We start from the raw sequence: 25,586 nt of genomic DNA, 5'->3' as shown, positions 1-25,586 counted from the left end.
GCGGGCGGCGAGGTGCCGGGCGTATCCTGGCCGTCCGACCCAGAACAGGAGCGCACTGCCGAGTGAGCACGCCGCGGAACGACGTCCCCAGGAACAACGACCTCCCGGATCGTGACGGGGGGCCGCGGCAGAACTCCGCTCCGAAGCCCCGCAGCACGCGCCCCTCGACCCGAGGCGGTTCGCGGCCCCGACGGGGAGCGCCGGTCGCCGGTACCCGCCCGAACCGGGGCGGTGCCGGAGCCCGCACCCGGCAGGCTCCCGTCCCGCAGCCGCAGCGCATCAGCCGGTACCGCCAGTGGTACGGCACGCTCCACCCGTCCCTGCAGCTCATCGGCCTGCAGCTCTGGATGCCGCTGTTCTTCATCGTCGGCTTCTGCCTCTGCTACGTCTTCGCGTTCCACTCGCCGCACCCGCACGACGTGCCGATCGCGCTGGTGGGCTCCGACCCGACCCTCGTCGCCGCCGTCCAGAAGGCACTCCCCGGCGAGTACGTCTTCCACGTCTACGACTCCCTCGCCCAGGCGAAGCGCGACGTGCTCGCCGGCACGATGGCGGTGGCGTACGACCCGAGCACGAACGAGCTGTTCAAGGCGAGCGCACACCAGTTCCAGGTCGCCTCGCTCGTTCCGGCGACGCTGAGCACCGTGCTCACCGGCATCGGGGTCGCCGCCCCGACGATCACCGAACTCGCTCCGCTCCCCGCCTGGGACGAGTACGGCACCGTCGCCATGTACGTCATGCTCGCGTGGTGCATCGGCGGCTACATGGTCGCGATGTTCATCGGCATCATGGGTGGCCCGCTCCGGCACCGCACCCGGATGGCGGTCATCGTCGTCGGTGGCCTCGTGATCTCCCTCATCACGAACACGCTGGCCGGCCCGGTCCTCGGTGCGATCCACGGGCACTGGATCGAACTCGTCCTCATCGCGTGGGGCTGGATCGTCGCGATCGGCCTCGCGGTCAACGGCCTGAGCTACTTCGTCGGCCGGTTCATCGCCGCCCCCGCGATGATCTGCTTCGTGTTCCTGTCGATGCCGTCCTCCGGCGGCGCCTACCCGAAGTGGTTCATGCCGGAGCCGTTCGCGTGGCTCAACCACGTCGTCGTCGGTTCGAGCATGGTCGACATGATCAAGCACCAGATCTACGGCGTCGGCCCGGGTCCGGCTCGCGGGCTCATCACGATGGCCTGCTACGCCGCCGCCGGACTCGTCCTGATGTTCTTCGGGAAGATGTGGTGGGAGCGTCGGCGCATCCGGGCGATCGTCACCGGTCGCACGACGATGTTCCAGGACGCCCAGACCGCGAACCGCGAGTTCCTCGGCGAGCAGCGTGACGCCGAGCTCGAGCGCCACGGCCTCACCTCGACCGAGACCGGAACGCTCAGCGTCCTCCGCGACGACGACTGGGAGGACGCCCGCGTCGGCGGCGACGTCTTCACCGGGGGCCGCGACGGGCTCGAGACCGAGACCACCCCCACCGGCCGCATCCCCGTGGTGCGGAGCGGAGACCGGTCCGGTCCGTCCGGTCGGCCTGGAGGCGCCGGCACCGGCCCACGCACCCGTCCCGCCCCACGGTCGGATGCGCCCAGGGCCTCAGCCGGCTCCGACGCGGGCGCACGGTCCGACGGTGACCGTCCGCACGGCCGGCACGCGGGCCAGTAGGCGCTGCGCCCGGAGCCGGGCGTCCGGATGCGTGTGCACGTTGCGACGAAGCACGAGTCGATCGACACGTGGGATGTCGCACGATGCACACGCACCGATTGCGGGCGCATGCTCCGACACAACACGAGTCGATCGACGCGTGGGACGTCGCACCATGCACACGCATACGTCCGACCTGCCCGGCCGAGCAGGCGACCGCCGGCGCGTATCCTGGGGGGATGAACCCCCGCATCGCCTGGCACCGCGTCCTCGTCACCGTCGTCGTCGTGTTCCTCGTGCTGGCGGTCGGGTTCTACGCCGCGAGCGTCCTGCTCGCCCCCGCGGACGGCCGGAACGTCGCCGGGTTGTTCGTCGGCTGGGCGATGTTCGCGGTGATCGGTGCGATCGTCTTCGGCATCATCGACTTCTTCGTGCGTCCGCTCGGCGGCCGGAGCGGCGACGCCGAGGTCATCGCCGCCGTCGAAGAGGCCCGCACCGGCAGCACCCGCACGCACACCCGCTGACGTCGCGCAGCACGCCCGCGCGGTCGTGCTCGGCGAGACTCAGTCGAGATCGGCGGACGGGACCTCCACCCCGGTGCCGGTGTAGCCGGACACGGTGGCGTCGTCCTCGGCGAACGTGAACCGCGCCCGCACCGAACCCCCGGCGAGCACCCCCGGCAGCCAGTACTTCGCGTCGTCCCACATCGCGTCGTACGGGACGGCATCGACCGGGATCCACCGCGGCTCCAGCTCGTCGCTGCCCGACGGGCTGCCCTGCCAGCGGCGGCAGACGAAGACGTCCGAGACCTGGGACCAGGACGGGCGGTACGGGAACCGGTAGTCCAACGTGCCACGCGCCTCCAGGTCGGCCGCGTCGATGCGCAGGCCGACCTCTTCACGCACCTCGCGAACCGCGGTCTCGACCGCGGACTCCCCCGGCTCGCGCTTGCCGCCGGGCCCGACCAGCCGGCCGGTGCCGAGCCCGCGCCGCTTCTCGCCGAGCAGCACGTGCGGACCGTCGCCGACGCTCCCGTCGCCGCTGATGAGGTAGACGACGACCACTGCCGGGTGCTGGGACTTGCTCTCGTCGCGAGGGGTCACGCGTCAAGTCTGGCGGAAGTTCTGGCGTAGGCTTTTTGCATGGCAGGCGTGCTGCGGGGGCACCATGGCTGAGCCCCGCAGGACCGGGCGCAGCCTCGAAGTGCTGCGCGCCGAGGCCGCCGAGGAGATCTCGATGATCGTCGAGCACCGGAGTCGCCAGGGCGAGGACCCGTGGGAGTTCATGCCGACGCTCCCCACCGTCGACGAGCAGGTCGTGCTCATCCTCCGGGCGGACGCCGTCGAGCTCGACGCGGCGATCGGCAAGCGGAGCGCACAGTGGTCGATGCACCCGGCGTCCGGGCAGGGCACGCGCCTGGGTGAGGAGTACCACCGCCTCCGCCGCATCGCGCTGCAGCACCCCGAGCTGACCCCCGCGGTGTGGAAGCTCCTGGGCGCACTGCCCGACGCGGGTTAGCTGCGGTTGGATGGGTGCATGACCGAAACCGTCCTCGCCGTCCTGAACCAGCCCTCGCGCGACGCTGCGCCGCACGACCCCGAGGCGGACGCCTTCACGTGGGCGAAGCCGCTCGAGGAGCACCTCCAGGTGCAGGACCTCGGCGTCATCCGCGGCGACGGCGTCTTCGAGACCATCACCGTGATCGACGGTCGTCCGCAGGCGCTCGAGGCGCACCTCGCCCGGTTCGCCCGGTCAGCAGCGATGCTCGACCTGCCCACCCCCGACCTCGACGCGTGGCGGCAGGCGATCGAAGCCGTGTGCGCCCGGCTCGACCCCGTCCGCGAGGCCTTCGCGAAGACCGTCCTCACCCGCGGCGTCGAGGGCCTCGGCCGCCCGACCGGCTGGGTCTACGCGGCGCCGTCCGGCGACTCGACCGAGGCCCGCACCGAGGGGATCTCCGTCGTCACGCTCGACCGCGGCTACCGGCACGACGTCGAGCGGACCTCGCCGTGGCTGCTGCAGGGCGCGAAGACGCTGTCGTACGCGGTGAACATGGCGGCCCTGCGTGAGGCGGTGCGCCGCGGTGCGGACGACGCCGTGTTCGTCTCCACCGACGGCTACGTGCTCGAGGGCACGCGTGCGAACCTCATCCTGGCCGTGGGGGGCCGGCTCGTCACGCCGCGCACCGACATCGGCATCCTCGCCGGCACGACGCAGGCGGACGTGTTCCGCTTCGCCGAGCAGGAGGGCATCGAGACCGCGTACGAGCTCGTCACGCTCGACGACTTCCACGCCGCGGATGCGGCGTGGCTCGTGTCCAGTGTCCGGCAGGCCGCACCGATCCGGTCGGTGAACGGGAACGCGCGGGCGATCGACCCGGAGCTGACGACGCAGATCAACGACTTCCTGCTCGCGCGCGAGGTCTGAGCGCGGGGCTCGCGGCGCCCGCGTCGCTCGCGGGGCGCGTCAGCGATGGCCTGGAGGCGCGGATCGCGACGTGCGCGCACGTCGCGAGCCGTGCCTCCCGGCCCGGTGCGTGCTACCAGCGTTCGGTGGTGACGCCCACGCCGTCGGCCCACTCGAAGACCGAGACGCCCTCGATCCAGACGCGCGTCGCGCGGCTGGTGGCGTCGAGCGGGTCACCGTCCCAGAGGACGAGGTCGGCGTCGTAGCCCTCGGCGAGGCGTCCGACACGGTCGCCGAAGCCGAGGAACTCGGCCGGGTTCGTGGTGAGTGCCTCGAGCGCGGTCTGGCGGGGCAGCCCCTCCTTCACGGCGGCGGTGGCCTGGTCGACGAGCATGTTGATCGGGACGACCGGCGCGTCCGTCGTGATCGCGACGCGGACCCCGGCGGCGGCGATCTTCGCGAGGTTCGGGATGCCGCGGTCACGGAGCTCGACCTTCGAACGGCTCGTGAAGAGCGGGCCGTAGATGACCGGGATGTCCTTCTCGGCCAGGACGTCGGCGATCTTGTGCGCCTCGGTGCCGTGGTTGACGACCAGGCGGTAGCCGAACTCCTCCGACAGCCGGATCGCGGTGGCGATGTCGTCGTGCCGGTGGGTGTGCTGGTCCCAGGCGAGCTCGCCGTCGAGCACCCGCACGAGCGTCTCCTTCGTGAGGTCGCGGGCGAACGGCTCGTCCTTCGCCGCGGCGGCGTCCCGTGCGGCACGGTAGTTCTGCGCCTCGACGAAGGCGTCGCGGATGATCTTGGCGACGCCGAGGCGGGTGGAGGGCGTCTGGCCCTTGCCGCCGTAGACGCGCTTCGGGTTCTCGCCGAGGGCGCTCTTGATGCTCACCGAGTCGGAGATGAGCTGCTCGTCGACCGTGCGGCCGCCCCAGGTCTTGATGGCGACGGTCTGGCCGCCGATCGGGTTGCCGGAGCCGGGCTTGACGACGATGGACGTGATGCCGCCGGACAGGGCGTCGCGGAATCCCTCGTCGTCGATGTCGATCGCGTCGATCGCCCGGACGCCGGCCATGTTCGGACCGGTCATCTCGTTCGTGTCGTTGCCGGCCTCGCCGTTGGCCTCTTCGTGGATGCCCACGTGTCCGTGCGACTCGACGAAGCCGGGTACGAGCCAGGCACCGGCTGCGTCGACCACCGGGAGGCCGTCGGGCGGGGTGACGTCCGGACCGATCGCGGTGATCCTGCCGTCCTCGACGACGACGGCACCGCCGTCGAACTCGGGGGCGGAGACCGGGACCACGTGCGCGTTCGTGACGACGAATGAGTTGCTCATGGCCCCACGGTATCGACCGGCGGCGACATCCCCACCATGCATACGGAATACCGGAAGATGGCGTCCCGCACCCGGCTCCCTCTAGCGTCGGATGACCGCGCTCCCCGACCGATCCGGAGGACCCATGTCACGCACCGAGCACCACTGGCCGACCCACACGACGTCGACGATGCCGTGGCGGAGCGGCACCCGCGGCCCACGCGCGGACCGGCAGACCACCACCGTCCGGGTGTCGATCCCCGCGCCGATCGCCGCGGTCACCTGGGCTCCCGACGACGACACCGCGGCGCTCCTCGACCGTGCCGCTGCGGCCCTGCGCGAGCTCGACGACCAGCACGGCGCGGGTCTGACGACCCTCACGGGCGTGCTCGACCGGACCGAGGCGGTGGCGTCCTCCCGCATCGAGGACGAGTCGGCCGACCTCGACGACGTCGCACGGGCCGTCGTGGGCGTCCGCGCGAACACCAGCGCCACGCTGATGGTCCGGGCCGGCGGTGCGGTCGACCGGCTGGTGTCGTCGTCCGACGGCGGGACGATCACCGAGCGCGCGCTCCTCGACGCCCACCGGATCCTGCTGTGCGACGACCCGGTGGACGGCCGGTACGCCGGGCGCTACCGCGACGTCCAGAACTGGATCGGCGGCGGGAACACCCCGCGGCTCGCGCGGTACGTCCCGCCACCGCCCGAGCTCGTCCCCGCGCTGATGGACGACCTGTTCGACTTCCTGCACCGCGACGACCTGCACCCGATCGCACAGGCGGCCCTCGCGCACGCGCAGTTCGAGTCGATCCACCCGTTCACCGACGGCAACGGCCGGATCGGTCGGGCCCTCGTCGCCGCGGTGCTCCGACGGCGCGGGCTGACACGCACGGTGACGGTGCCGATCGCCACGGCGCTCGTCGCCGACCGCGACCGGTACTTCTGGCACCTCGAGCGGTTCCGCGACGGCCGGGTCGACGACTGGGTGCGCGACGTCGCGATCGCGATCGGGACGGTCTGCGACGAGGCCACCCTCACGGCGCTGCTCCTCGACGAAGCAGCCGACCATCGGGCAACCGGTGTCTGCGCCGACGGTCCGCACGCCGTCGTGGGCCGCGCGCTCGCCGCCGACCCCGTGCTCACCGAGGACCGGCTCGACCGGCTCCTGCGCGGCGACCAGGGCCTGGTGGACCGCGTCTCCGACGACCTCTGCCGCGCCGGGGTCCTCCGTCCCGTCACCGAACGCCGGCGGCGGCGTGCCTGGGTCGCGGTCGACCCGGCCGCCGAACTCGCCGCGTTCGGCGACCGCGTCCACGCCGCCGTCCGGCAGCGGGCGAATAGGGTGGGGTGGTGAGCAGCGAGCACACCCAGGCCACCCCTCCCTCCGCCGACAAGCGGCCCGTGACACGGACCCACCACGGCATCGACTTCGTGGACGACTACGAGTGGCTGCGCGACAAGGAATCTCCGGACACGCTCGCCTACCTCGAGGCCGAGAACGCGTACACCGATGCGCAGACGGCGCACCTCGGAGCGCTGCGCGACCGGATCTTCTCCGAGGTGAAGAACCGCGTGCAGGAGACCGACCTCTCCGTGCCCGTCCGGATGGGCGACTGGTGGTACTTCACCCGCACGGCCGAGGGCAGCCAGTACGGCGTCCACTGCCGCGCGCCGATCGCCGGTCCCGACGACTGGACTCCGCCCGCCGTCGGTGAGGGCGCTTCGACGCTCCCGGACGAGCAGGTCGTCCTCGACGGCAACGCCCTGGCCGAGGGCCACGACTTCTTCTCGCTCGGCACCTACGACATCAGCGACGACGGCACCCGGCTGGTGTACGGCATCGACGTCGAGGGCGACGAGCGGTACACGCTGCACGTGCGCGACCTCACGACCGGGACGGACCTCGGCGACGAGATCCCGAACACGGGCGCCGGCGCCACGTTCGACCCGTCCGGCCGCTTCGTCTTCTACCCGACGGTCGACGAGTCGTGGCGACCGGACCGGATCTGGCGGCACACGGTGGGCACCGCCGCCACCGAGGACGTCGTGGTCTTCGATGAGCCGGACGACCGGTACTGGGTCGGGGTCGGGGTCACCCGGTCCTCGCAGTACATCGTGATCGAGCTCGGGTCGAAGATCACGTCCGAGGCACTCGTCCTCGACGCGGCCGACCCGACCGGGGAGTTCCAGGTCGTGTGGCCGCGGCGTGACGGCGTCGAGTACGAGATCGAGCACGCCATCGTCGGCGGCAGCGACCGGTTCCTCGTGCTGCACAACGACGGTGCCGAGAACTTCGAGCTGGTCGACGTCCCCGCCGACGACCCGACCTCCGAACGCGACCGACGCGTGGTCGTCGCGCACGACAGCGAGCGTCGCATCGAGTCGGTGGACGCCTTCGCCGGGCACCTCGCGCTCGAGTACCGGTCCGAGGCACTCCCCCGCATCGCCATCATCCCGATCGAGGGCGACGGCTACGGCGACGCGCACGAGGTCCCGTTCGACGAGACCCTGTTCTCGGCCGGGCTCGGCGGCAACCCCGAGTGGGACCAGCCGACGCTCCGGATCGGGTTCACCTCGTTCGTGACCCCGTCCGAGGTGAGCGACCTCGACCTGGCGACCGGCGAGGTCACCGTCCTCAAGCGGCAGCCGGTGCTGGGCGGCTACGACCCGGACGACTACGTGCAGGAGCGGGACTGGGCGACCGCCGAGGACGGCACACGCGTCCCGATCTCGCTGGTCTGGCGCCGTGACGCGGTCGACGCCGACGCACCGGCGCCGCTGCACCTCTACGGGTACGGCTCGTACGAGCACTCGATCGACCCGGGCTTCAGCGTCATGCGGCTCTCGATGCTCGACCGCGGCGTCGTGTTCGCGGTGGCGCACGTCCGCGGCGGCGGTGAGATGGGTCGCCACTGGTACGAGAACGGCAAGACCCTCACGAAGAAGAACACGTTCACCGACTTCGTGGCGGTCGCATCGCACCTGATCGACTCGGGCCGCACCAGCACGGCCCGGCTCGTCGCCGAGGGCGGCAGCGCCGGGGGCCTGCTCATGGGCGCGGTCGCGAACCTCGCGCCCGAACGGTTCGCCGGCATCCTCGCCGCAGTGCCCTTCGTCGATGCGCTGACGAGCATCCTCGACCCGGACCTGCCGCTCACCGTCATCGAGTGGGACGAGTGGGGCGACCCGCTGCACGACCCCGAGGTCTACCGGTACATGAGCGAGTACTCGCCGTACGAGAACGTCCGCAGCGACGTGCAGTACCCGAAGATCCTCGCGGTGACCTCGATCAACGACACCCGGGTGCTCTACGTCGAACCGGCGAAGTGGACCGCGAAGCTGCGCGAGGTCGGGGCACCGGTGCTCCTCAAGACCGAGATGGCCGCGGGCCACGGTGGGGTGAGCGGGCGGTACGACTCCTGGAAGGAGCGGGCCTTCGAGCTCGCGTGGCTGCTCGACGTCCTGGGGCTCGCCGAGGTCAACGCGGCCGCCGCACCCGCGAAGCCGATCGCCGCCGGATGACGTCGGCGCTGCTCGTCATCGACGTCCAGGCGGGCGTCGTCCGGCCCTGCCTCGACGGGCAGCGGGTCGTCGACCGGGTCGACGCGCTCGTCGGGCGTGCGCGCGCCGAGGGCGTACCCGCGGTGTGGGTGCAGGACGAGCAGGACTTCGCGGTCGACACCGACGACTGGCAGCTCGCGGCTCCCCTCGTCCGTGACGACGACGAACCCCTCGTGCGGAAGAAGTACCGCGACTCCTTCGCCGACACCGACCTGCACGTGGTCCTCAGCGAGCTCGAGGTGTCGCGCCTGGTGGTCGTGGGCACCCAGACCGACTCCTGCGTCCGGACGACGGCTCAGCGTGCGGCGTCCGAGGGGTTCGACGTCACCCTCGTCGAGGACGGTCACACCACGACGGACGCAGAGTGGAACGGGACGACCATCCGGGCGGCGGACATCATCGCGCACACGAACATGTACTGGAGCGGGCTCCGCTACCCGGGGCGCCGGTTCGACGTGGCCCCGGCGGCGACCGTGCCGTTGCGCTGACCCCGCACGGCACTCGGAAGGCCGCCGTGTGACGGGCCCGTCGCCGGGCCCGTCCGCACTCACACGCGGTTGAGCGCGTGCACCGCCTCGTCGTAGGACTCCTCGGCGAGCCGCACCCGGTCGCCCGCGAGCACGCCGTACCCGAAGGTGGCCTCGCCCCCGCGCTCCGCGACGGCCGCGTTCGCCCGCAGGATGTCGAGCGCGTGCAGGGACCGCACCCGCTCGGTCAGCACGTCGGCCGCCGTGCCGATCCGCTGCCACAGCGCGTGCGGGAACGCGTCGTCTCCGAGCACGTCCATCGTCATCCGGGCGCGCATCGTCTCCTGCCACGCGGATTCGGTGGTCGCGCGGTCGGCGGCTTCGCGCTCGGCGGCGGTGTCCGAGGTGTCGTCGGCGACCGCGGCGCGGACGAGTTCGCGGACGCGTGGCTTCACGTCCGCGCCGACGTCCTGCGCGACCTGCTTCGGCGAGCGGAGCGACCAGGCCGTCGGCACCGGACGCTCGGCGGCGTCGTCGAGGGCGTCGAGCAGCTCGAGGAAGGGCTCGCCGTGCAGGAACGTGACGACGTCCCGCACGGCCTGGTCGCGCCGCTCGCGCGTGGAGGCGAGGATGCGCTCGCGGGTCATCGCGTCGACGAGTTCGTCCTGCGCGGGAGAGGACGCGCGCGGCAGCCGGTCGATCAGGTACTCGGCCAGCGCGGCGCGCGCGGTGACGGCGGCGAGTCCGTCTGCAGCCTCCGCGGCGCGGTCGACGGCGTCGCCGTCGGGGAACGCCGGGCGGTAGGCGCCGAGGATCGCGGCGATCTCGAGGGTGGTCTCGGCCGCCTGGCGGAGGTCGGCCGTGTCACCGGACCGGAGCCGCGCCTCCTGGCCGAGCAGCGCGGCACGCAGCTTGCGGACGCGCTTGGCGAGGATGCGTGCGGTCGTGCCCTTCGCCGGCTTCTCCTCGGTCTGGAGGCGCGGTGCCGGTGCTCCTGCCAGCCCGCGTGCCAGCTTGGACGCGACGGCGGCGGGGCCGGCACCGACGGCCGCGAAGCGCCCGTCGAGGGCGGCGAAGAGCTCGTGCGCGATCTGCGGGTCGACGCCCTCGATCGCTTCCACCTCGACCTCGCGCCAGGTGCGCGGCGTCTCCGGGGCGTCGTCGTCGAGGCGCTGCGCCGACACCGCGTCGTCGGCGAGCTCGGCGATCTGGTCGCCGTCCTCGTCGAGCAGGCGGGTGACGGTGCGGGTGGTGGTGATCCGCACGACCGGGCGGAGGCGACGGCCCCGGCGCTCGGTGAACAGTGCGGCGAGGACCTCGTCCGGCACCGCGTCGGCGTCGTCGGTGAGCGGGAAGTGCTGCTCGTGCCGGACGGTGTCCGATGCCGACCGCTTGATGTGCCAGCCGGCGTCCGGCCCACCGGTCCGACGCCGGACGGTCACCCGCGAGGCCACGAGGTCGTAGCGCTCGGTGTCCCAGTAGGTCGCGTCGAGCTGGAACGGCTCCTGGTGTTCGGTGCGGAGGATGCCCCCGGCGCCGACGAGGTCGGGGAGGTCGCCGCCCTCGGGCAGGTCGTAGGTACGCTCGATCTCGAGGTGCGTGTCGCTCACGCGGTCCTGTCTACCAGGGCTCTCCGTGTTCGCCGAACTCGCGGGGTTAGCCTGAGCGCATGAGCGAGACCATCACCCGTGACGCGTTCGTGCCGGAGGCCGGCGCCGTCACGATGTTCACCACTACCTGGTGCGGCTACTGCGCGCGCCTGAAGAACCAGATGACGAAGGCCGGGGTGCCGTACACCGAGGTCGACATCGAGCAGACTCCGGGCACGGCAGAGCTCGTCGCCGAGGTCAACGGCGGCAACCAGACCGTGCCGACGCTGGTGTTCCCGGACGGCAGCACCGCCACGAACCCGTCGCTCGCCGAGGTGCAGTCCCGCATCTGACCCCAGCCGCAAAACACCGGTGTTCGTGTGCCGAACCTCCCCATGCGGGGGTTCGAACCACGAACACCGGTGTTTTGCGAACCGGTCCCTGCACTACCGGCCGCCGCGCTCCAGCGCCTCGGTGAGCAGCGCCGCCATCGCGTCGAGCTGGATGTCGCCGGAGTCGACGACCTCCTCGTCGGAGCCGTCCAGGGCCCGGGCGGCGAGGGACGCCTTCGAGTCGATGAGCTCGGCGATCTTCGTGTCGATCGTCTGCGCGGCGATGATGCGCCACGCGGTGACGGGCTCTTCCTGCCCGATGCGGTGCACGCGGTCGATCGCCTGGGTCTGCTCGGCGCTCGTCCACGACAGCTCGGCGAGCACGACGTTCGACGACACCTGCAGGTTGAGGCCCACGCCCGCCGCGGTGAGCGAGCAGACGATGACGGCGACGTCGGGGTCGTTCACGAAGGAGTCGATCTCGGCGGTGCGCTGCGTGGGCGTCTGGTCGCCGCGGACGGTGGCGGTGCGGAGTCCTCGGCGGGCGAAGACCTCTTCTGCCTGGTCCATCACGTCGAGGTGCTTCGCGAAGAACACGACCTTGCCGACGTTCGAGGCGAGCTGCGCCGCGTAGTCCGCCGCGAGCTGGGCCTTGGCACGACCGATGCGCCGCACCATCGAGAACACGTTCTCGCCGGTGGGCGAGGCGTCCTGGTCCTCGAGCTCCCAGCGTGCGACCTGCCGGACGAGCTTGTGGTCGATGCCGATGACCGGGTCCTGGCCGGTGCGGGCGTCGAGCGCCTGGTGGTAGCGCTTGACGAGCTTCGCGGTGAGTTCGCGTTCGGCGTCGCGGATGGAACGTCCGACCTCGTCGTCGAGTTCGACGGGGATGTCGGCGATCCGGCGGGCCGGGATGTCCGCGGCGACATCGACCTTGCGGCGTCGGACGATGCCCTGGTCGATGACGGCCTTGCGCGCCTCGACGAAGAAGCCCGGGTCGGCCGGGGTGAGGCCGATCTCCTCGAGCTCGTTCATGAGCTTCGCGCGCGGCTTCTTGTCGTCGATCCAGCCGAGGTACTCCCAGATGGTGCGGAAGTCCTCGACCGAGTTGATCAGCGGCGTGCCGGTCAGGGCCATGAGGAGCGGCGCCGACGTGCGCTGCCGGATCTTCTCGGCGAGCTGCAGCACGAACTTCGAGCGCTGCGAGTCCTTGTTCTTGATGAAGTGCGCCTCGTCGACGACCATCCCCTTGAACCCGAAGTTGCCGAGCCAGCCGACGTGCCGGTCGAGGATCTCGTAGTTCACGATGATGATGTCGGCGAACCCGTCGAGGTCGTCGCCGTCACCGTGGATGACGGTGGCGCGCTTGTTCGGCACCCAGCGCTCGGCCTCGCGTGCCCAGTTCGTCTTGACGACGTTCGGCACGACGACGAGGAGCGGGAACGCGTTGGCGGCGTCCGCGGCGAGCAGCGACTGCGCCGTCTTGCCGAGGCCCGGCTCGTCGGCGAGCAGGAACGTCCGGTGCCCCTCGGCGGCGGCAGCGATGAGCTCCGCCTGGTGCTTCATGAGCGTGGTGCCCGAGCGCGAGTGCAGCGTCGTGGGCTCCGGCAGCGGCATCGTCGCCGCTCCCCCGCCCGCGCCGTACTCGAACGACTTGAACAGCGGACCGAACAGCTCCCAGTTCGCCAGGCGACGCGGGTGCGCGACGGGCTGGTCGGCGAGCGCGAAGTCCGGCGGCAGGAACGGGTTCGCGAGCTGGCGCTGCACGACCGCCTGCGGCACGACGGAGCGCACCGGGCCCTCGACGGCCGGGGACGGCTCGGCCGCGATGACGAGTTCCTCCGGCTGCAGCTCCATGCCGCCGGCGATCATCATGTCGCGCTTGACCGTGCGGGTGGTCTCGCTGACCGACGCCTCTTCGGTGAGGAGCTGGATGACGCTCGTGTCGCGCGCCGCGGTCTTCGCGAGGATCGTCGCGACACCGTCGAGGCGCTTGAGCTGCTCCGCTCGCTGCGCGTCGGTGAGCTCGGTGTCGGCCTTGACCCGCGCACGCTCTTCGCGCATGAGCAGGGCGACCGCCTGGAACTTGGAACGGTTCGACGCCTTGAGCGGTCCACGCTGCGCTGCCGCCTCGACCTCGCGCACGGCGCGGGCGAGGACGGGGATGACGCCGTCGTTGTCGAGCGGCCGGGTGCGACGCGACGCGGTCCGCGTCCCGCCAGCTGCTCGCCGGGTGCCTGATCGAGCCAACGCTCCTCCTGTTCCGCCCGTTCGTCACGGGCGATCGCCCCTCGGGGCGGAAGTCCTCCACCGGGGCCTGACACGCCTCCGGTGCTCGCGGGCCACCGTGGCCCGCCGCTTCGCCGGTCCCCACCTCGGGACGTCCGGTGGAGTCCCGCGGACCGTTCCCATCGCGGCCACCAGGGCACCGGATGCGACGGTCCGCGCCGGGATCCGGCGCCGTCACACGCACGTGACGCCCCCTCGGGACGACCACGGATCCGGTTCCCACCTCGGTCAAGCGACCGACTGCTGCGTCCGGAATCGACGCGGCACGCGGGAACGCGGTGCGTGCGCGCTCAGTTTACTCCCCGACCACCGACGGACGCGACACGACGTCGCCCGCGCGCGTCGCGCCTCCAGGCAGCCGGCCCTGGAGGCACGGTTCGCGCCCGACCCGCACCGCACGCGTCGCGGTGCGGAGCCGGTCTCAGACCTGCGGAGCCGACCGCGGACGGACCAGACCGTCGGACGGGAGGATCGGGGCTGCGTCCGCCAGGGCGGCCTGCGTCGCCGCGAGGAGCTGCTCCGCCGTGTTGATGCCGTTCGCGGACCCGGTGGTGGCCTGTCCGCCGGCGTGCGCGAGGAGCTGTGCCCCGATCGCCGGGCCGATGCGGTCCGCCTGGTCGGGGTTCCGCAGGACCCAGTCGCGGGCGACGGCGTCGGCCAGACGCTCGGCGGCAGCACCGCGCTCCGCATCGCCGCGCGAGCGGTGCCACAACCCGGTGACGACGAGGTGCGCGACCACGGCGCCGATGTCCCGCACCGGGAAGCCCCAGCCCGCGGTGTCGATGTCGAGGAGGCCGGAGATCCGCCACGGCTCGTCCTCGTCGACGAAGACCTGCTCGAGGTGGAGGTCGCCGTGCACGACCTGCTTCGTCGCCGTCGCCCAACCGATCGACCGCCGGCCGATCGCGTCGTACAGCGCGTCGATCTCCTCGGCGTCCTGCGGCAGCGCGGCGACCAGGGTCCGCCGGTGCCAGTCCGCGTGGTCCATCGCGTCCGCGCGGGCCTGCTGCGTCATCGGCACCGTCGCGATCCGACCGGTGAGCGCCGCGAGGGACGCCACGAACCGAGGGTCGTCGGCGATGTCGAGGATCCGACTGCCCGCCGGGACGCCCCGGATCCGCTCGAGGACGAGCAGCCCGTCGCCGCGGCTCGACAGCACCCGCGGCACCGGCAGCCCGGCGGCGACGAACTGCTCGTGCGACTTCTCGATCGACGCGACCCGGTGCGGCCGCACGACCTTCAGGAAGACCGTCCCCTCGACCGCGTCGACGCGGACCACGGCACGTTTGCCCGGCCGGTACGCCGCGACCGTGAGCGTCGGGTTCGTGACGGGCATGCCGAGGGTGGTCAGGAGCTCGGCGACGGCGTCGCGGTACGTCACCTGCGGCAGCACCGGCAGCCCGGGGTCGTTCGGGTACGCCCACACCGACACCGGGTCGCCGGTCGCCGGGTCGGTGACGATCGCGCTGTTCTGGTCGTGGGCGCCGCCGGTGTCGACGTACGTCAGGACCGTGGCACGCTGGCCGTTCCGGTCGACCGTGTCGACCTCGTACCCGTAGAGGTAGCCGTTGCCGGACGGTTCCACCGAGTGGGCGCGTGCGGCCACCACGGAGGTCCCGGAGCCGGCGAAGGCCTGCGGGATGACGCGCTCATGGTTGGGCCACACGACACCAGTCAACCCGACCGGGAGTGTTTCGTCGCGTTCGTGCACGGCTCGGCGTGCGGCTCGTGGCTACCGTGGTCGTCGTGAACCCGGTCGCGCGTCTCCGCAGCTCCAGTCGCACGCCGTTCCTGCAGGTCGTCAAGACCGCGGTGGCGGTCGTCGCCGCGGTGCTCCTCTGCCGGGTGCTCATCGACGGGCCGTTCCCGACCTTCGCTGCCATCGCCGCGCTGCTGGTCGTGCAGCCGAGCATCAACCAGTCCTTCGTGAAGGGACTCGAGCGCAGCGCCGGGGTCGTCCTCGGCGTCGTGCTCGCCACCGGCTTCCACCTGCTGCTCGGCGACTCGGTCTGGGTCGTGCTGCTCGTCATCGTGCTCGCGATCCTCATCGCCTGGGCGCTCCGCCTCACCCCGACCTCGGCAACCCAGGTCGGCATCAGCGGGATGCTCGTCCTCACCGCGGGCGTCGTCACCCCGAACTACTCCGCCGACCGGATCCTCGAGACCGTCCTCGGAGCGATCGTGGCACTCATCGTGAACGCCCTCATCGTGCCGCCGGTGCTGCTCGGCCCCGCACACCTCGCCGTCGCGCGTCTCGCCCGGGACACCGCCGCCGCCTACGAACGGGTGGCGATCGGCCTCACCGAGGGGTGGGACGAGGGGCGCTGGCACGAGGCGCTCCTGCAGGCGCGGGCGCTCCGGCAGCAGCACGCGCGAGCCGAGGCGTCGCTCACCGCCGCCCGGGAGTCCCTCACCATGAACCCGCGCGGCGGCCGGCACCGCACCATCCTCGACGACGACATCGACGTCGCCGAGCACCTGCGGGTGCTCATCACCCGGGTCACGGGGATGACCCGGGCGATCCAGGACAACACCGCTCCGGACCTCCGAGCGGACCCGGTCGTCGGGAGCATCGCCACCGAGGTCGCGCGGATCGGGGCGGACGTGCGGGCGCTCGGGGCTCGGGTGGCGTCGGCGTCGGGGTCGGGGTCGGGCTTTGCTGGTCCCGTTTCGGCGTCCGCTGGTCTCGCTTCTGCGTCCGTGTCGGATGCCGCGGGTGCTGTCGCATCGCCGGAGCCTGCCCTGACGGCACCGATCGAGGTGATCCGGCCGAACTCCCGTCACTGGGTGCTCATCGGGGCGCTGCTCGAGGACATCCGACGCGTCCGCGAGGAGCTCCTCGGCGAAGACGACTGACCCGTCCCCTGCCGAGGGTGCGCGGCACGTGGGTGGTGCTCGTTGGTGTGCGCTGCACGAGCGGGTCAAATACCAGGGCGCGCCGGCGGGCACCCAGAGGTTCCGCCCGCTCGCGTCCGCGACCCCGCGAGCGGGTCAATCACCAGGGCGCGCCCGGCGGGCACCCCGAGGTTCCGCCCGCTCGCGTCTGCGGCGCGGAACGGGACGGCCTGGAGGCGCGGGACCAGGCCGCCACGGGCCTCCAGTCCGACAGACAGGACGGACGCATCCGCGGCTGCGCGAACGGGCGGAGTGCCAGGGTGCACCTGACTGGCACCCGGGGGTTCCGCCCGCTCGCGGCGGCGAGACGCGGGAGGGACGTGACCGGGAGAGGCGGGGTCAGCGCGCGGCGGAGGCCGCCTCGGCCGCGGAGTGCACGATGTCGTCCCAGATGGTCGCGGTCGGGACGGCGGCGTCGCTCGTCACGACCTCGGCGTCGGCGAACCGGCTGATCTCGGCGACGGCGGCGTCAGCTCCGGCGGCACGTGCAGCACGACTCGCGACGTCGGGCACGGCAGCCCGGAGCTCGGCGACGACGCGGTCGCGACTGTCGTCCGCCATGTCCCCGAGGATGCCGATGCCCTTCCAGGCAGCGTCCAGCTCAGCGCGCAGACGGATGAGAGCCGGGTGTTCCGGCGATTCGTTCATGGTGCCCCCAGTGCGGACACGACGTCGGGTACGCCTGGTCCGCTGCGCGAGCCTAGCAACGAAGCAAGAAGTCCTCACGTCCCACGAACGAGGGACAGACCGTTCTGCCCCGTGACTGTGACGAGATTCAGCGAGTTCGGTGGCGGAACACCCCTGGTCGGCCCGTTCGATGCCACGATGGGTCCGAGGAGGTCGCTATGCGCCTGTTGGTGGTCGAGGACGATGACGAGATGCGCGCCCTGATGGAGCGTGGTCTCGCCGCTGAGGGGTACCGCGTCACGGCGGTCGAGAACGGTGTCGAGGCGCTGATCGCGCTCGGCGAGCAGGCGTTCGACCTGGCCGTCGTGGACGTGATGATGCCCGGCATGTCCGGCTTCGAGCTCGCCCGACGGATCCGCGAGCGTGAGGACCCCGTCCGCATCCTGCTCGTGACCGCGCGCGACGCCGTCGACGACCGGGTGTTCGGGCTCGACGCCGGTGCCGACGACTACCTCACGAAGCCGTTCGCGTTCGCCGAGCTGACCGCCCGCCTCCGTGCGCTCGGCCGTCGCGAGTCCGCCGGTGCGCCGCGCACCATCGAAGTCGGCGACGTCGCCATCGACTCCGAGGCCCGCCGCGTGGCGATCAAGGGCCAGCGCGTCGCGATGAGCCCCACCGAGTTCGCGCTGCTCCGGCTGCTCGCACGCTCCGTCGGCACCGTGGTCGACCGTCCGAAGATCCTCGAGGAGGTCTGGGACGGCTCGCAGCACGTCGACCCGAACGTCGTCGAGCAGTACATCTCGTACCTCCGGAAGAAGCTGACCTCGCACGAGGCCACCGTGGCGATCTCCACCGTCCGGGGTCGCGGCTACCGGCTCGACCTCCTCGGGGCGTGACCGGGCCGCTGCCCACCTCCGGAAGGGACACCCCGAGGCGCGGCCTGCTGCGTCCGTTGCGGCTGCTCTCGCTCCGCGCGCGGATCACGATCGGCTCCACCGCGATCGCCGCGGTCGTCATCGTCCTGCTCGTGCTCGTCATGCGGTTCCAGGTGGTCAGCGTCGTGGCGAGCGCCACGCGTACCCTGCTCGACGCCGACGCGGACCCGTACGTCGCGACGCTCGAGGTCGACAGTGAGCCCAAGCTGTCCGCTCCCGGCAACCTCCAGCTCGTCGCGGTCGTGTCCCCGTCCGGGGACGTCGCCTTGTCGACCATGCCGCCCAAGGTCGAGCGCGCGCTCGGCAGCCTGACCTCGACGAAGGCGGGCACCTCACTCATCAGCGTGTCCGGGTCGGAGTACCGTGTCGTCGTCGAGCACCCGGTGAACCAGGCCGGCCGGTGGACCGTCGTCGCCGCACGGAACTCGCAGGCAGAGGCCATCGTCGTCGACGACCTCACCTCGACGCTCTCGCTCACCGGACTCGCGATCCTCGTCGCGTTCGGGGTGGCCTCGTGGGTGCTGGCGACCACCGCCCTGCGCCCGGTGAACCGGATGCGCCGCGAGGCCGAACGGCTCTCCGTCGCCCCGGAGCGCGCCGAGCTGCCGGTCGGTCCCGCCCAGGACGAACTGGCGTCCCTCGCAACGACCTTGAACGCCTTCCTCGCCCGCACCCGCCAGGCGACCGAGCGCGAGCGGCAGATGGTCTCCGACGCGAGCCACGAACTCCGCACGCCCCTGGCGATCCTGACGACCCAGCTCGACCTCGCGTCGCTCGACGGCGATGACGCCGCTGCCCTCGCCGCCCACATCGAGCGGGCGAAGCTCAGCGTCGCCCGGCTGTCCCGCCTGGCGAACGACCTGCTCGCGCTCTCCCGCATCGAGGAGTCCGAGCGACGCGACCAGGACGGCAAGCAACAGACCCTCACCGCGTGGTCGGACCTGGGGGACGAGGTGATGGCCGCCGTCGACCGTGTGCGGATGATCGCCTCGGCGAAGGACGTCACCGTCGACTTCGACCTGGAGCCTCCGGTCGCCGTGGGTGGTTCCGGCCCGGGCATCGGGGCCGGCACCGTGGAGCCCCGGTACCGACTCGACACCGGCGGCATGGCCCAGCTCGTCACGAACATCGCCGGCAACGCGGTATCCGCACTCCCCCGCGGTGGGGGCGTGTTCGTCTCGTGGCGCAGTGCTGCAGGCGAGGGCATCCTGCAGGTCACCGACGACGGTCCGGGTGTCCCCGACTCCTTCATCCCGGTGGCGTTCGACCGGTTCACCCGACCGGACGAGGCGCGCAAGTCCCGCCCGACCCCGGACCCCGCCACCGGTGGCATCGCACTGCCCGGCGGCTCTGGCCTGGGGCTCGCGATCGTGCGCGCCGTCGCCGAACGGGCCGGCGGTACCGCGGCGCTCCGCAACGTGCGTTCCGGTGGGCTCGAGGTCACCGTGCGCATCCCCGAGGTCGAGGCGCCGTAGCGCAGGCGCGGGCGCCGGACGCGTGCTCGGGCGCAGGCGCGGGCGCGGGCCTGACGTGGGCGCACCTTCGGGCCGTCACTGGAAGTCCCGCGACCGGGTGCGGACCGACAGCGACAGGTGCTCGATCCGGTCGGCCACCAGGTTGACGACCCCGTCCGGCGACCGTTCGAGGATCCCCCGCACGATCACCGCCGGCGATTCACGGGCGACCCGCCGGTAGCGTCCCCACACCCCGACGCTGCAGATCACGTTCACCAGCCCGGTCTCGTCCTCGACGTTCATGAACGTGATGCCGGACGCCGTCGCCGGACGCTGCCGGTGCGTCACGATGCCGCCGACCTCCACCCGCCGCCCGGTCTCGGCCGTCGCGGTGTCCTGCACGCTGAGCACCCCGCGGGCGACGAGTCCGTCGCGGACGTGCCGCACGGGGTGGTCGTCCGTCGTCATGCCCGTCGACCACATGTCCGCGATGAGGACGTCGCCGCTGGTCATCTGCCCGAACAGCGGCGGCTGCACGAACACCTGGGTGTCCGGCAGCTGGTCGGGACGCTCGGCGGCAGCCTGGGCCGCGGACCACATGCCCCCGCGACGGTCGACCCCGAGCGCGGCGAACGCGTCGGCGGCGGCGAGCGCCTCGAGCTGCGCCGTGGTCAGGCCGACCCGGCGGGCCAGGTCGGACATGTCGGTGAAGGGCCCGTGCGCGTCACGTTCGGCGACGATCTTCTCGGCGCTCTTGCGTCCGAGCGACGAGACCTCGGCGAGCCCGAGCCGGACCGCGTACGCGCCGTCCCGCCGGTGACGGGCGGTGTCCTCGGGGACGGAGGCGTCGAACGGCAGCACCGGCGGCTGTTCCTCGGCGAGGCACGCGTTCTGCCCCGGTGTCACGGACTCGCCCTCGGGCAGCGGCTCGAGCGTCGCGTCCACGCCGGACCGCAGGATGTCCGGCCGGAGCACCTGCACCCCGTGCCGCCGGGCGTCGGCCACGAGGGTCTGTGGTGAGTAGAACCCCATCGGTTGCGCCCGGAGCAGCGCCGCCAAGAATGCTCCCGGGTAGTGCAGCCGCATCCAGGCGCTGGCGTAGACGATGAGGGCGAAGCTGATCGAGTGGCTCTCCGCGAAGCCGAAGTTCGCGAACGCCTGGATCTTGGCGTAGATGGCGTCGGCGTCATCGCCGTGGATGTCGTTCGCCGCCATGCCCGCGTAGAGCTTCTCGCGGAGCCGGTCGATCTTCTCGTGTCCCCGCTTCGACCCCATCGCCCGCCGCAGCAGGTCGGCGTCGTCGCCGGAGCAGCCCCCGACGGCGATCGCCATCTGCATGAGCTGTTCCTGGAAGAGCGGCACCCCGAGGGTCCGTTCGAGCACCGGTTCGAGCGACGGGTGGATGTAGGTGATCGGCTCTTCGCCGGTGCGGCGTCGGATGTACGGGTGCACGGCGCCGCCCTGGATCGGCCCGGGACGCACCAGTGCGACCTCGATCACGAGGTCGTAGAACCGGCGCGGCAGCAACCTGGGCAGCGTGCCCATCTGGGCGCGGGACTCCACCTGGAACACGCCGATGGTGTCCGCCCGGCACAGCTGGTCGTAGACGCCCTGCTCCTCCTTCGGGATCGAGTGCATGTCCCAGCGTTCCCCGCAGTGTTCGTCGGCGAGGTCGAACGAGTACTGCAGTGCCGCGAGCATGCCGAGCCCGAGCATGTCGAACTTCACCAGCCCCATGTACGCGCAGTCGTCCTTGTCCCACTGCAGCACCGTCCGGCCGTCCATCCGGGCGTGCTCGATCGGCACGACCTCGCCGACGGGCCGGTCGGTGAGCACCATGCCGCCGGAGTGGATGCCGAGGTGCCGCGGGAACCCGAGCACCTGCTGCGCCATGTCCACCACGGCGTCGGGGATGTCGTGGTCCTGGCTCTCGGTGACGGACCCCCAGCGCTCGACCTGCTTCGACCAGGCGTCCTGCTGCCCCGGGCTGTGCCCGAGCGCCTTCGCCATGTCCCGCACGGCGCCCTTCGGCCGGTAGGTGATGACGTTCGCGACCTGGGCGGCGTTGAACCGGCCGTACTTCTCGTAGACGTACTGGATGACCTCTTCGCGGCGGTCGGAGTCGAAGTCGACGTCGATGTCGGGCTCCTCGTCGCGCATCGCCGACAGGAACCGCTCGAACGGCAGCCCGTACCGGATGGAGTCCACCGCGGTGATCTCGAGCAGGTAGCACACCGCCGAGTTCGCCGCCGACCCGCGGCCCTGACAGAGGATCCCGCGGTCGCGGGCGTACTGCACCATGTCCCGCACGATGAGGAAGTACCCGGGGAAGTCCTTGTCCTCGATCACGGAGAGTTCACGCTCGATGCGCTCCCGCTTCTGCGGGTCCACACCGTCGGCACTGCCCGGGTAGAACCGGCGGGCACCGCGCCAGGTGAGCTCCCGCAGCCAGGACATCGTGGTGTGCCCGTCCGGCACGTCGATGTCCGGCAGCCCGGGCTTGACGGTCTTCAGCCGGAAGCCGAGCTCGTCGGCGAGGGTCACGCTCTGCTCGACCGCCCCCGGGTACCGCGCGAACCGCCTGGCCATCTCGGCACCCGAGCGGAGGTGTGCGGTGGGCGCGGCCGGCAGCCACCCGTCGATCTCGTCGAGGCTGCGTCGCGCCCGGACGGCCGCGAGTGCCGTCGCCACGGGGAACCGGTCAGGGGTCGCGTAGTGCACGTTCCCCGTGGCCACGGTCGGCAGCGCGTGCTTCGCGGCGAGGGCGGCGAGGGCGTCGTTCCGCGCGGAGTCCATCGGGTCGCCGTGGTCGAGGAGCTCGACGACGACGCCGGCGGTGCCGAACCGGTCGAGCAGGACACGGAGTGCCTCGTCGGCCGCGCTCTCGCCACCGCGTTCGAGGGCCTGCCGGACGGCACCCTTCCGGCACCCGGTCAGGACCCGCCAGTGCCCGTCCGAGCGGGTGGCGAGGTCGTCGAGGTCGTACCGCGGCCGACCCTTCTCAGCGCCGGCGGCGAGGTGCGCACGGGTGACGGCACCGGCGAGCCGGTGGTAGCCCTCTTGCCCGTCGGCCAGCAGCAGCAGGTGCGTGCCCTCGGGGTCGGGGACACCGTTCTGCGGCTCGGTCAGCCCGAGGGACAGTTCGGTGCCGTACACGGTCGTGACGGTCGGGTACGCCTCGGCGACCTCGGCCATCCGGGCCGCTCCGTAGAAGCCGTCGTGGTCGGTGAGTGCGAGGCCGTGCAGGTGCAGCCGAGCCGCCTCTTCGAAGAGGTGCTCCGGGCCGCTCGCACCGTCGAGGAAGCTGAAGGTCGAGTGCGCGTGCAGCTCGGCGTACGGCACGACGGGGACGTTGCCGGTGTCGGGCGCCGGCGGAGTCGTCGGCGCGTACGGTTCGCGCTTGCGGGACCACGCGGGGCTGTCCCCACCGTCGCCGTCGTGCGTGCTGCCGGGACTCCGCTTGTCGGACAGTGCGCGTTCGAACTGCGACCACGGGATCGGCGGGTTGCTGTAGCCCATCAGCGGTGCCCTTCTGTCCGGCGGGTCACGTCGCGACCGCCTCGGCCCACCACCGGTGGTCGGCGAGCACCAGGTACCACGCACGTCCCTCGGCGTCGACGAGCTGCAGTCGGTGGAGGCGTCGGCCACCGGCTTCCCACCAGCGCACGACGAGCGGCCAGGGACCGGCCCACGCGGTCACGGGGTCGAACCGGCCGCCGCGCTCCCCCTCGGCCCGGAAGCGGTCGGGCACCCCGGTCAGGGAACCGCGGTCGTCGACGTCGACGGTGCCGCCGTCGGCAGCGACGACGTCCACCGGGCGCGGACGTTCGAGCACGGTCGCCGGGGGCGGCCCGGGCAGTTTGCCGGGCCACGGACGGTCGCGGACGGTCGCCAGTGCCCGCTCGCCGCCGACCGGAGCGTCTCCCCAGGGCACGAGCACGATGCGCTCCGACAGGGTGCGCCCGCCACCGACCCGCGGCGTGACCACCCCGTCGTGTCCGACGAGGCCCTGCACGCGGGCCAGACCGTGGTGCACCCGCTCGTCGGGTCCGGTCCCCCAGAGCCCGCGCTCGTGGTTCGCCATGTCGTCGACCGCGACGGGCTCGAGCACCACCGAGACGACGGGTGCTTCGAGCCCGGTCGGGTCCACCCCGCCGGCGAGCTGCCAGCGCACCCGGTCGACCACGTCGGCGGCGTCGAACCAGCGGGGGTGCACCCACGTGCGCTCGAGCAGGATGTCCCGCTCGTCGACGATGCCGACCCGGATCGTGGTGGCGACGAGTCCTGCGGTCCGGAGCCGGGCGGCGAAGTCGTCGGCGGAGCGCCGGAACGCGAACGCGATCTGGTCGGCCCGGTCGAGTGGGGGCTCGAACGCGGCCTCGACCCGGAGCTCGGGCGGCACCGACCGCGCCGCGACCTCGCGCGGGTCACGGCCACCGGCGAGCCGGTGCAGGAACGCCCCCGCCGGGCCGAACCGGTCACGCACCTGCTCGTCGCTGAGCGCGGCGAACTCGCCGAGGGTCGCGATGCCGAGTCGTCCGAGCAGCATCGCCAGGTCGGCATCGCCGAGCACCCCGAGCGGCAGCGCCGACAGGAACGACGCCGAGCCGTCCACGGGGATGATCCGGACCCGCTCCCCCGGACGTGCGGGACGTGCGCGGGCGGCCTGCTCGGCGGCGAACGGGGTGTCGGCGACCCCGGCTCGGACACCGGGAGCACCGTGGTCGGCCGCGATGCCCGCGAGGGTCGCCGCAGCCGCCCGCTCTCCGCCGTAGTAGCGGGCGGGGCCGCGGGAGCGCAGTGCGATGGTGCCCGGCCGGAGGACCTCGACACCGGGGACGGCGGCCTCGACCGCGCGGATGACGGGTTCGAACGCGCGGTGGTCGAGGGCGTCGTCGTAGGGCTGCACGACGAGGTCGGGGCAGCGTGCCTGCGCCTCACGCACGCGGAGCCCGCGGACCACCCCCTGCTGCCGCGCACTGGCGGAGCTGGCGTACACCTGCCCCTTCGCCACCAGGGCGAACGGGTGCTCCGGCGGCGTCCCGGCGGCCCGTGCGGCGGCGATCACCGGCCAGTCCGGGCACCACAGCACGATCGTCCGGGTTGGTGGCGGCTCGGGCAGGGCGCCACCGCGGGCGAGGGCATCCGCCCGGATCGCCCGGGCGTCGGGCACCCCCGCCCCGGCGCTCCCCCGGGTACCGGCGAGCGCACCGGCGACCCGGGGACCGGACGTCCGGGTGCGACCACGACCGCGCGGATTCACGACGCCACCGCCACCGGCCGCAGCACGGACGCGGACCCGCCGCCCGCGGCGACCCCGGCCGGCACGGCGGAGCGCACCGTCCCGTCGGCAGCGGGCAGCAGCAGCTCCGTGCTCACCGGACGCACCGCCCCGGCCCGGCCGGTCGCCGACACCGTGGCCCGCCGCTCCGTCAGGAACCCGTACCCGTCGCCGATGCCGCTCCACTCGGAGTGCGTCACCCGCAGCGAGACGTCGGCACCCGGCCAGGACCCGAGCGCGACGAGCGCCCCACCCCGCTGCCGCATCCGCGCCGACAGCCGCGAGACGTCACCGGGCACCACCCGGCCGAGCGGACGGGTGAGCACGATCTGTGCGACGTCGACCAGCGCAGCGGTCACGGTGAGCCACTGGTCGCCCGGATCGGGGACGAGCACGAGCCGTTCGAGGTCGATGCCGGCGGCGGCCGCTGCCTCGACCCCGAAGGACGGCACGCCCACGACGGCGCACCAGGCCCCCGCTGCCGAGGCGGCCTGCAGCATGGTCATCGCGAGGAGCACGGACTCGTGCACCGCGTAGGAGCCACCCACCCGGATCGCACCACCGGGCAGCAGCGGCGCGAGGGCTTCGGCGGTGGGGAGCCCTTCGGTGTCGACCCGCGTCGACTCCATCTCGGCGACCTTCGACCGCAGCGAGGTGATGCGCTCGAGCGCGGCCCGGGCATCGCCCAGGTGGTCCATCCGCCGCATCGGCCGGGCAGGTCCGGACCGCCCGGGTGACTCGTCAGGAGCCCCGGGCGAACGGAGTGCCGTCGCCGTTTGCATGCCCTCATATTCGAAC

20 protein-coding genes are annotated in these 25,586 nt (G+C 72.4%); 11 read left to right on the top strand and 9 right to left on the bottom strand.

All coding sequences use genetic code 11. From position 1 onward, the window contains the following. Nucleotides 1-62: 62 nt before the first annotated feature. Complete coding sequence (locus tag BLT36_RS08735; RefSeq protein WP_092094004.1) at nt 63-1,661, top strand: hypothetical protein; 1,599 nt, start codon at nt 63-65, stop codon at nt 1,659-1,661. A 218-nt stretch (nt 1,662-1,879) separates the two neighbouring features. Continuing rightward, nucleotides 1,880-2,164: a hypothetical protein gene (locus BLT36_RS08730; RefSeq protein ID WP_092094002.1), complete on the top strand. Its 285-nt coding sequence runs from the start codon at nt 1,880-1,882 to the stop codon at nt 2,162-2,164. A gap of 39 nt (nt 2,165-2,203) precedes the next feature. Here BLT36_RS08730 and BLT36_RS08725 read toward each other — a convergent pair whose 3' ends face one another. Continuing rightward, a complete protein-coding gene (locus tag BLT36_RS08725) occupies nt 2,204-2,743 on the bottom strand; it encodes an 8-oxo-dGTP diphosphatase (RefSeq protein ID WP_092094000.1) in 540 nt (179 codons plus the stop codon). A 64-nt stretch (nt 2,744-2,807) separates the two neighbouring features. Between BLT36_RS08725 and BLT36_RS08720 the strand changes: the two genes are divergently transcribed. Both BLT36_RS08720 and BLT36_RS08715 read left to right on the top strand, forming a co-directional pair. Next, complete coding sequence (locus BLT36_RS08720) at nt 2,808-3,158, top strand: tryptophan synthase subunit alpha (RefSeq protein ID WP_092093999.1); 351 nt, start codon at nt 2,808-2,810, stop codon at nt 3,156-3,158. An 18-nt stretch (nt 3,159-3,176) separates the two neighbouring features. Continuing rightward, a complete protein-coding gene (locus tag BLT36_RS08715) occupies nt 3,177-4,067 on the top strand; it encodes an aminodeoxychorismate lyase (RefSeq protein WP_092093997.1) in 891 nt (296 codons plus the stop codon). A 112-nt stretch (nt 4,068-4,179) separates the two neighbouring features. On the opposite strand, the gene BLT36_RS08710 is transcribed toward BLT36_RS08715, so the two are convergent. Beyond that, nucleotides 4,180-5,379 carry an amidohydrolase gene (locus BLT36_RS08710; protein WP_092093996.1) on the bottom strand — a complete coding sequence of 400 codons (1,200 nt, stop codon included), beginning with the start codon at nt 5,377-5,379 and terminating at the stop codon, nt 4,180-4,182. Nucleotides 5,380-5,503: 124 nt separating this feature from the next. Between BLT36_RS08710 and BLT36_RS08705 the strand changes: the two genes are divergently transcribed. Genes BLT36_RS08705 through BLT36_RS08695 form a run of 3 tightly spaced genes read left to right on the top strand, consistent with a single transcriptional unit; the run spans nt 5,504 to nt 9,407 of the window. Beyond that, the gene (locus BLT36_RS08705; RefSeq protein WP_175529549.1) at nt 5,504-6,712 is read left to right on the top strand and encodes a Fic family protein; all 1,209 of its coding nucleotides are present in this window, start codon (nt 5,504-5,506) and stop codon (nt 6,710-6,712) included. Further along, a complete protein-coding gene (locus BLT36_RS08700; protein ID WP_092094522.1) occupies nt 6,709-8,880 on the top strand; it encodes a S9 family peptidase in 2,172 nt (723 codons plus the stop codon). The genes BLT36_RS08705 and BLT36_RS08700 overlap by 4 nt, the downstream gene beginning before the upstream one ends. After that, entirely contained in the window at nt 8,877-9,407 is a 531-nt protein-coding gene (locus BLT36_RS08695) for an isochorismatase family protein (protein ID WP_092093993.1), read from the top strand. The genes BLT36_RS08700 and BLT36_RS08695 overlap by 4 nt, the downstream gene beginning before the upstream one ends. A gap of 59 nt (nt 9,408-9,466) precedes the next feature. Here the strand turns inward: BLT36_RS08695 and BLT36_RS08690 are convergent, their stop codons facing one another. Then, complete coding sequence (locus BLT36_RS08690; RefSeq protein WP_092093991.1) at nt 9,467-10,996, bottom strand: CYTH domain-containing protein; 1,530 nt, start codon at nt 10,994-10,996, stop codon at nt 9,467-9,469. 59 nt (nt 10,997-11,055) lie between these two features. On the opposite strand from BLT36_RS08690, the gene BLT36_RS08685 reads away from it, so the two are divergent. Beyond that, entirely contained in the window at nt 11,056-11,328 is a 273-nt protein-coding gene (locus BLT36_RS08685; protein WP_092093989.1) for a mycoredoxin, read from the top strand. A gap of 93 nt (nt 11,329-11,421) precedes the next feature. Here BLT36_RS08685 and BLT36_RS08680 read toward each other — a convergent pair whose 3' ends face one another. Together BLT36_RS08680 and BLT36_RS08675 are read right to left on the bottom strand one after the other, a co-directional pair. Next, complete coding sequence (locus tag BLT36_RS08680) at nt 11,422-13,557, bottom strand: DEAD/DEAH box helicase (RefSeq protein WP_092093987.1); 2,136 nt, start codon at nt 13,555-13,557, stop codon at nt 11,422-11,424. A gap of 460 nt (nt 13,558-14,017) precedes the next feature. Further along, a complete protein-coding gene (locus BLT36_RS08675) occupies nt 14,018-15,262 on the bottom strand; it encodes an aminoglycoside phosphotransferase family protein (RefSeq protein WP_092093985.1) in 1,245 nt (414 codons plus the stop codon). An 80-nt stretch (nt 15,263-15,342) separates the two neighbouring features. On the opposite strand from BLT36_RS08675, the gene BLT36_RS08670 reads away from it, so the two are divergent. Further along, nucleotides 15,343-16,452, top strand: coding sequence for an FUSC family protein (locus tag BLT36_RS08670; protein ID WP_092094520.1), 1,110 nt, complete (start codon nt 15,343-15,345; stop codon nt 16,450-16,452). Between the two features lie 378 nt (nt 16,453-16,830). On the opposite strand, the gene BLT36_RS08665 is transcribed toward BLT36_RS08670, so the two are convergent. After that, a complete protein-coding gene (locus tag BLT36_RS08665; protein ID WP_092093983.1) occupies nt 16,831-17,139 on the bottom strand; it encodes a hypothetical protein in 309 nt (102 codons plus the stop codon). Nucleotides 17,140-17,336: 197 nt separating this feature from the next. On the opposite strand from BLT36_RS08665, the gene BLT36_RS08660 reads away from it, so the two are divergent. After that, nucleotides 17,337-18,014, top strand: coding sequence for a response regulator transcription factor (locus BLT36_RS08660; protein ID WP_092093981.1), 678 nt, complete (start codon nt 17,337-17,339; stop codon nt 18,012-18,014). Next, nucleotides 18,011-19,528, top strand: coding sequence for a sensor histidine kinase (locus BLT36_RS08655; protein WP_092093979.1), 1,518 nt, complete (start codon nt 18,011-18,013; stop codon nt 19,526-19,528). The genes BLT36_RS08660 and BLT36_RS08655 overlap by 4 nt, the downstream gene beginning before the upstream one ends. Before the next feature lie 75 nt (nt 19,529-19,603). On the opposite strand, the gene BLT36_RS08650 is transcribed toward BLT36_RS08655, so the two are convergent. The 3 genes from BLT36_RS08650 to BLT36_RS08640 form a co-directional block, all read right to left on the bottom strand. Further along, nucleotides 19,604-23,026 carry an error-prone DNA polymerase gene (locus BLT36_RS08650; protein WP_092093977.1) on the bottom strand — a complete coding sequence of 1,141 codons (3,423 nt, stop codon included), beginning with the start codon at nt 23,024-23,026 and terminating at the stop codon, nt 19,604-19,606. A 25-nt stretch (nt 23,027-23,051) separates the two neighbouring features. Continuing rightward, nucleotides 23,052-24,680 (bottom strand): DNA polymerase Y family protein, encoded by a 1,629-nt coding sequence (locus tag BLT36_RS08645; RefSeq protein WP_092093976.1) that lies wholly within the window; start codon nt 24,678-24,680, stop codon nt 23,052-23,054. Between the two features lie 86 nt (nt 24,681-24,766). After that, nucleotides 24,767-25,486, bottom strand: a complete 720-nt coding sequence (locus BLT36_RS08640; protein ID WP_092093974.1) for a hypothetical protein — start codon at nt 25,484-25,486, stop codon at nt 24,767-24,769. Between the last annotated feature and the right edge of the window lie 100 nt (nt 25,487-25,586).

Origin of the sequence: Curtobacterium sp. UNCCL20 (assembly GCF_900101675.1) — a bacterium.
In the GTDB taxonomy this organism is placed as follows: domain Bacteria; phylum Actinomycetota; class Actinomycetes; order Actinomycetales; family Microbacteriaceae; genus Curtobacterium.
This window is presented reverse-complemented; position numbering and strand designations above follow the sequence as displayed.